The following is a 6,055-nucleotide window of genomic DNA, read 5'->3' as shown; positions in this document are numbered from 1 at the left end:
ACTCCCAGCCCGATTGTCGGCGCAAGCGCGCACCGATGGCCAATGGATTTGCGCACTGACGCATTGCGGAATCACCACCCGAGGATGCCGCAATACTCAGGGTGGGCAGAAGCGCTCAAAGGTGGCCACGGCCTCGGTGGGCGACAGCGTGTTCAACTTGAGGGTGTGCGCCGTCCAAACCGAAAGGGCTTGCAGGCACAGCTGGGCATTTTCTGGCTGGGTACAGGCGTCGAAAACGCGCGATTCATAGGCGGCGCGCCAATAGTTCGCGTTGAAGAGCAGCCGGTCGACCGCTGCCTGGGTTCCTCGGCGAAGGGCGGCGCTGTCGGTTGACTCGCGGGGCGTCTTGCCTCCCGTCGCGCTCGCGTCGTCCTCGTTGAACGTGAACGCAAGGTAGGCAGACAGGGCCACTTTCAAAAGCTCGATGGGCTTGATGTCCTCGCGCTTTTGGCGCTCCCGCTCAAGCGCGAGCTTGACGGCGTCGACGGGAAGGGACGCGCGCTGTCTGACTTTCGTCATCGGTTGGCCAATCCCTCCCTTCTTTCCGCGTGTGCCATGGCGCATTCCACATGATAACGTGCCTATCATACCTGCTGTCGCTTTTAGCATTGGGCAATGAAGGGGTTTTCTAGAGCTAAGGAATTGCAAGTCCCTCATGAATATCGCAATGCGCTGCGGGCGTAGGCGAGTAGTTCTTCGAGGGAGAACTCTTCAATATCGTCTTCTCCATAATAGGGATTAAAGAGATAGCAAAGAAGGCGATTTGACTGGTTCGTGGGACGCACGAAGGCAACGGGATTGCCCGTATCGTAAATATCGAAAGAAGCGCTATCGATGTGGTAGGGAATTTGGGTGGCGCTATAGTCTGTGTTTAGGGTAATTTCCATGAGTGGATTTACGATGTCAAGTGTTCCATCGCCCAGGGCAACGGCAAACTCGCATGAATCATCGCTGTCAAAGCATAGCGAGACTTCCACGATAGAAGCATTGAATTCATGCGAAAAGAGGAGTTCTCCCGTCTTTAAGTTGAACACGAGAAGTTTTTTGCCGGCTGTAATTGCAACCATGCTTTCTTTTTTGTGAAGAATGCAGCGTACTTGAGGAATGCCGTTGAATGGGAGGAGCGTTCCAGATTGGGTGCCGACAGTGACGCTGTAGGTGTCGTTGAAAGTCCACAAGGGCTCTTCCGAATCTGTGCTTGTATCAAGGGCGCGAACGGTGAAAGGAACTTGGTTGGTATTGATGTCGTCGCCGATACAATCCGCTGCGGTGAAGACAACGATTTCTCTGTCTGCTTGAATGGAATGGATCATCGCGTCTGAGACGTTACGCTGCTCGCAGGTAGTTTCTTCTAAATCAAAAATGACCAGTGACGTATCTAAAGCATAATAGGCGGTAGAGGGGTTTTTCTGGGCGGAGAACGCTTCGAAGTTTGTAAACTGGGGGAATTGTTCAACGGGCGTTTCGACCAAGCCCTTTTCGAGAGATCCCTTGGTGCAGTTGACGAATGCAGCTCCTAGAGAGTGCATGCCGTAAGCGAGGATGGCAAAATTGCTTGAATCGTCTAGAGGAGCTGCGGCTAAGGCGTAAGTGCGGCTGCTATTCCATGCTTCTTTGCCTGTTAGGGGGAGGAGGCAAGAAACTCCTCCCCCTTCTGTGCGATTTGCTAGAAGTAGATGCGAAGGGGAGATGGCCTCAATGAACCAATCACTCTGCGGTACGGTGTCTTCATCGACGGCGAATAGCGCGGGGCTTTCGGTTGTGATTGGCTGGCTTGTGTATATGTCATAGATTGAAAGAGCGCCGGTGTCATCCAAAACGGCAAGCCAACCGCCTTCAAAACTGTAAGCGATATCGACAATGCTTCCCTTTGCGTCGATGCAAAAGAGGGGAACCCAGTGCCGATCTGGATCGGGATTGAGGGCGAGTACTTCTTCAAGAGCTGCTTGCGCTTCGGGCACAATGGGACGATTGGGGTTATCTGCAGAGGAGGGAAGGGCCGCAAGGGCGGTTTCAATTGCCTGAAGGTGCTCGCCGCGATCGTACTGGTCGAGCGCCTGGGCAGCAAGGCTTTTAGATTCCGCGATGAGTGCCGCCTCGCTGGTTTGGTGAAATTGGAAGGCGAAGACGCCGACGGCGACGATGGTGAGGGCTGCTGCCGCGGACGCGAGGGCCATACGCCTGCACTGACGGGCTCGCTCGCGTTGGCGGAGATCGTCGTAGCTGCAGCCGGCGACGGCGGCGATGATGCGCAGCAGCTCGGCCTTGCGTTTGGCTTTGGCCTCAGGGCGCAGATCGGCGGCGAGGGGCTCGGCCGGCATTTCTCGCAAGATCCCGTTGGCGTCGGGCGTCATGCGCGTTTTCAGAATAGGTGGAATGCTTTCCTCGGGGCTGCCCGCAGCCAGCACGCAAATGATGCGCTCGCGCCCGTGCAGCTGCTCGAACATCTCGATTTCCCGCCGCACCCAGGGACTTTCCTGCGTCTCCGGCGAGCAAATGACCACCAGCGTACGCGAAGCCGCCAATGCCTCCCGAATGCTGTCGGGTAGCGAGTGCGAAGCCGCCAGCTCGTCCTCGTCGCGAAAGCATTTGCCCAAAATGCGCTTGTTTTTGCGATGTGCGGTTGAGCGCGATGGATCGTCGAGGGCTATGTTGTGTGGCAGTCGATGGGCCTCGATAGCTTTTTGTACCTGTTGGGCAATCTCTGCATCCCGAGAAAGGTGTCGATAGCTGATAAATGCTGCGTAGGAGAAAGCTGCTTGTTTGTTTTGGTCGGAAAATGTCAGCCCGCATTGAAAGCAGCGTGCGGCATCGTCAGGAAGTGAATTATGGCAATGGGGGCAATTCATAGGGCGATTATACCGTGGTGCTGGTTAGTGTGTCGACGAAGTTGGTGGTGCTTCTCATTGGGCAATGGCAAATGTGCCTGTTCGTACAATGGTCAACATGTCACCAGGAAGCACGCGCGCGTCAATGCGTGTGCAAAGAGAGAGAAACATGAAAGCGAAGTTATGAAGGTCTGGGCCAGCATCAGAGAGGTCGTGAGACGTTTCCGCGTGTGGCGAAAACGGCGTTGGATGCAGCGCCAAGAGCGGAAGGCGCGTCAATTTCCAAGGGCTTTTCCCAGTGATACCTATGTGGCGGATCTCGACCGAGCGGCAAAGACGAAAAAGATGTGGACGAAGTGGCTCTTTGCCATCGTGGTAGGCTCTGCCTTCGTCGACTTCTATCTTCTCCAGGACGCCTTTGCGTGGATGCTTGGAACAGCGAGTTTTAGCGACCTGCTGAAAGGAAATGATGCGGGCTTGATCGCTGTCTTTACCGCGCTGACATGTTTCGCGCTCGTGGTGCTTTATTTGACGTTTGGCGACATAGCGGGCAAAAAGATTGCGGAGTTCAAAGCCTTTAGAGGGCGAGGATCTCTTGCGGCTTGTATTGCCTTGCTTATCGTGATGTTCGTCGTTCTCGTGTTTATAGCTTTTGTGCGGTACTGCAGCATTTTGGATGGACTTACTAGTAGCTCTTCGGCTGGGGAAATGTTCAAAGGCGGGTTCGGCGGCGACACTTCTGGCGGAGGATTTGGCGGTTTTGGTGGGTCAGTTGGCGCAGCCAACGATGCTCTATCAATTGACCTTCAGTTTTCCTCGGAAGCACTTACCCAAACGCTCGGACTTTTAGCGGTAATGTTTCTGGGGGCGCTGTTGGAAGTCGTGCACGCCTACTACTCTATGGATCCTTATGCGGCAGAGAAAAAGCGGCTTGCGGAGAGCTATATTCCGGAAGATCGCTGCCTTTACGAAAGCACTTACGCTTCGTGCGCAATTGAGCCTATCAAAAATATGGAGCGCGAAGAACGAGAGCGGATTCTTGATAAGCAGACGGTGGACGCGGCTTTTCGTATTTGCGAGCTATCGACGCAACTCAACGGCATCGTTGATCCTGCAGATGCTTACGACTTCTGCAATATCAGCAGGATAGTGCGCGAAAGGCGTGTTGAAAATCGAGCTCAGGGAGAATTCAATGACTAAGGAAATGCTGTCCAGATTGACTTTGGGGATGGTTGTTCTAGCTATAGCCTTATTCGCGGCAGGCTGTGCTTCCGGAGATCCGGATGAGTTTGAGACGGTTCAAGAGACGGTTCCTGTTCGGGATGTTGCCATCATCTACTCAGATCGGGCAAATTCGTCTGGCGATCTTTCCGTCGTCGAACCTTATATAAAGATGGCTGCCGAGAACGAGTGTTATTTTGTCGGCGTAAGTTCTGATGGGAATCCCCAGTCGTTTGCGGGAACATTTGAGCTAAAGGAAGAGAACGGTCGTAGGCGAGAAGCAGAGCTTCAAAGCAATATTGAAGCTATTGAGAAGATGAACTGGACGGCGCAAAGCGCAGAATCAAACTTATTTGCCGCCATTTGCAAGGCTAACGATCAGTTGAGTGTGGGCGGTAGTCCAGATGTTCCGAATCTGCTCGTTATTGTTGACTCCGGTGTGTCAACGACGGGTCCTGTTAATTTCACCGAAGAAGCTTCGCGCCACGCTCTTTTAGATCCTGAAGGGTTTGTCGCTGCTTTGCGAGAGAGCGGAGATCTTGCCAAGTTCGAGAATATCGACGAGGTAGTGTGGTTCGGCTTGGGAGAGACGAGCGATCCTCAGGGAGACCTGAACGAGGGCACTAGGGTCGCTATGCGTGATCTTTATCGAGCGCTTTTTGAAGCTGCTGGCGTGAGCTTGTCCGAAAATGACGGTGAAGTATTTAAGGCGGGATCGGGAGTTGCGCCTGTAGGGGATTTGCCTGGGGTGACTCCGGTAAGCATGCCACGTGTTTCTCTCGACGAGGACGGAAATCTTGTGCGTCTTGGTGACAATGTCGAGTTTGATGAAACGACAAACGATGGGGCTCTCACATTTGCGTTCGATTCGAGTGAATTCAATAGTGCTGATGCTGCGCGTGAGGCCCTGCAGGACTACATCAATCAGTTGCTCGATTTCCCAGAGCTGCAGATTGTTATCAGCGGGTATACCGATACGAATGGTGACGAGAATTACAATCAGGAGCTTTCTCGAAAACGAGCGGACGCGGTCAAGGCTTTGTTTGTTGATGCCGGGGTATCCGAAGGGCAGATCACCGCTGTTGGCATGGGCGAGAGCAGCGACTATGACGATGATGCCCAGAATCGGCGTGTAGAAATCGCCTTTGGCGACTAGTGTGGTGAGGGACGTGCGTCGACGGGAAAACGAAATCTCCGGAGAACTTTTGTCGGAGAGTCGCGAACGGAGATACGATCTCTTTTTCCCGCGAAGCCTCGGCGCGTTCACGCGCATTCGATTGTGGCTACGAGGATATTTTGACGCTGCGCGAGGAAAGGTGTGGATTGCACACGCAGGGCATATTGACTCCGCCTATTGCATGTCGCTTGCTGATCAGGCTAATTTACGCATCAATGCCGAGTGGCAGGAGGCCAATGGACTCATGTTCGAGCTTCGGCCAACGCTGGAGGCGGCTGTGCTTGAGCGCAACGAGATTATCAGACGCATTGATAATCTGCCAAATTTAAGAGCAGTCAAAGACGAGGCCGCGATCATCGGCTACGAAGGTGACGAGAAGGTAAGTGCTCATCTTGTCGAGAAGCGGCAAAAGCGGCGATCGGGTCTTGTCGCGTGGGAGTTTGCAGCGCGAGAGGAAGCATTGCGAGAGGAACTTAATGATGTGTCGGCTAGAACAGGAATAACTCTTTCCCAGTATCAAGATGTCCTGGATGCCTCTATGACTCACGAGCGACTCGTACGGCTTGATTTCATCGCGCGTCTCTCTTGCTATGCGCGGGGGGCATCTCGGAAGGTGTCATTTGAACCGCATTTCGTCAATGACAAGGCGCTCACCACGCTTCCGCGTGAGGAAAACGAGAAGTTCTTTGCGGGATGCTTGAAAGGGATGAAGAACGCCCCGAAAGCAGATGCTTCTAACGAGAACGATGAGGCGACAGCGCCCGATGAGGTTTTTTCTAGCTGGAAGAGGGCCAACGGAAATGCAGATCACGGAGAGTGAGGACTTTCG

Annotated in this window: 5 protein-coding genes; 3 read left to right on the top strand and 2 right to left on the bottom strand. The window is 53.7% G+C overall.

The window, feature by feature from the left end:
• Positions 1 to 96: 96 nt before the first annotated feature.
• Complete coding sequence (locus ACYVRU_RS03555; protein WP_461185730.1) at positions 97 to 519, bottom strand: hypothetical protein; 423 nt, start codon at positions 517 to 519, stop codon at positions 97 to 99.
• 134 nt (positions 520 to 653) lie between these two features.
• Positions 654 to 2,849 carry a TIR domain-containing protein gene (locus tag ACYVRU_RS03550; protein WP_461185729.1) on the bottom strand — a complete coding sequence of 732 codons (2,196 nt, stop codon included), beginning with the start codon at positions 2,847 to 2,849 and terminating at the stop codon, positions 654 to 656.
• A gap of 162 nt (positions 2,850 to 3,011) precedes the next feature.
• Between ACYVRU_RS03550 and ACYVRU_RS03545 the strand changes: the two genes are divergently transcribed.
• From ACYVRU_RS03545 to ACYVRU_RS03535, 3 genes are read left to right on the top strand one after another with little or no spacing between them, the layout of a single operon-like run.
• Positions 3,012 to 4,028 carry a hypothetical protein gene (locus ACYVRU_RS03545; RefSeq protein WP_461185728.1) on the top strand — a complete coding sequence of 339 codons (1,017 nt, stop codon included), beginning with the start codon at positions 3,012 to 3,014 and terminating at the stop codon, positions 4,026 to 4,028.
• The gene (locus ACYVRU_RS03540; protein WP_461185727.1) at positions 4,021 to 5,205 is read left to right on the top strand and encodes an OmpA family protein; all 1,185 of its coding nucleotides are present in this window, start codon (positions 4,021 to 4,023) and stop codon (positions 5,203 to 5,205) included. The genes ACYVRU_RS03545 and ACYVRU_RS03540 overlap by 8 nt, the downstream gene beginning before the upstream one ends.
• Positions 5,195 to 6,046 (top strand): hypothetical protein, encoded by an 852-nt coding sequence (locus ACYVRU_RS03535; RefSeq protein ID WP_452040446.1) that lies wholly within the window; start codon positions 5,195 to 5,197, stop codon positions 6,044 to 6,046. The genes ACYVRU_RS03540 and ACYVRU_RS03535 overlap by 11 nt, the downstream gene beginning before the upstream one ends.
• Positions 6,047 to 6,055: the final 9 nt, after the last annotated feature.

Source organism: Adlercreutzia sp. CNCM I-6216 (assembly GCF_977113345.1).
The sequence above is the reverse complement of the archived record's forward strand: the minus strand, read 5'-3'. Positions and strand labels throughout refer to the sequence as shown.

Excerpts from the sequence above, each read along its gene's own strand:
- ACYVRU_RS03555 (WP_461185730.1), bottom strand. The coding sequence starts at position 519 with ATGACGAAAGTCAGACAGCGCGCGTCCCTTCCCGTCGACGCCGTCAAG.
- ACYVRU_RS03550 (WP_461185729.1), bottom strand. The coding sequence starts at position 2,849 with ATGAATTGCCCCCATTGCCATAATTCACTTCCTGACGATGCCGCACGC.
- ACYVRU_RS03545 (WP_461185728.1), top strand. The coding sequence starts at position 3,012 with ATGAAGGTCTGGGCCAGCATCAGAGAGGTCGTGAGACGTTTCCGCGTG.
- ACYVRU_RS03540 (WP_461185727.1), top strand. The coding sequence starts at position 4,021 with ATGACTAAGGAAATGCTGTCCAGATTGACTTTGGGGATGGTTGTTCTA.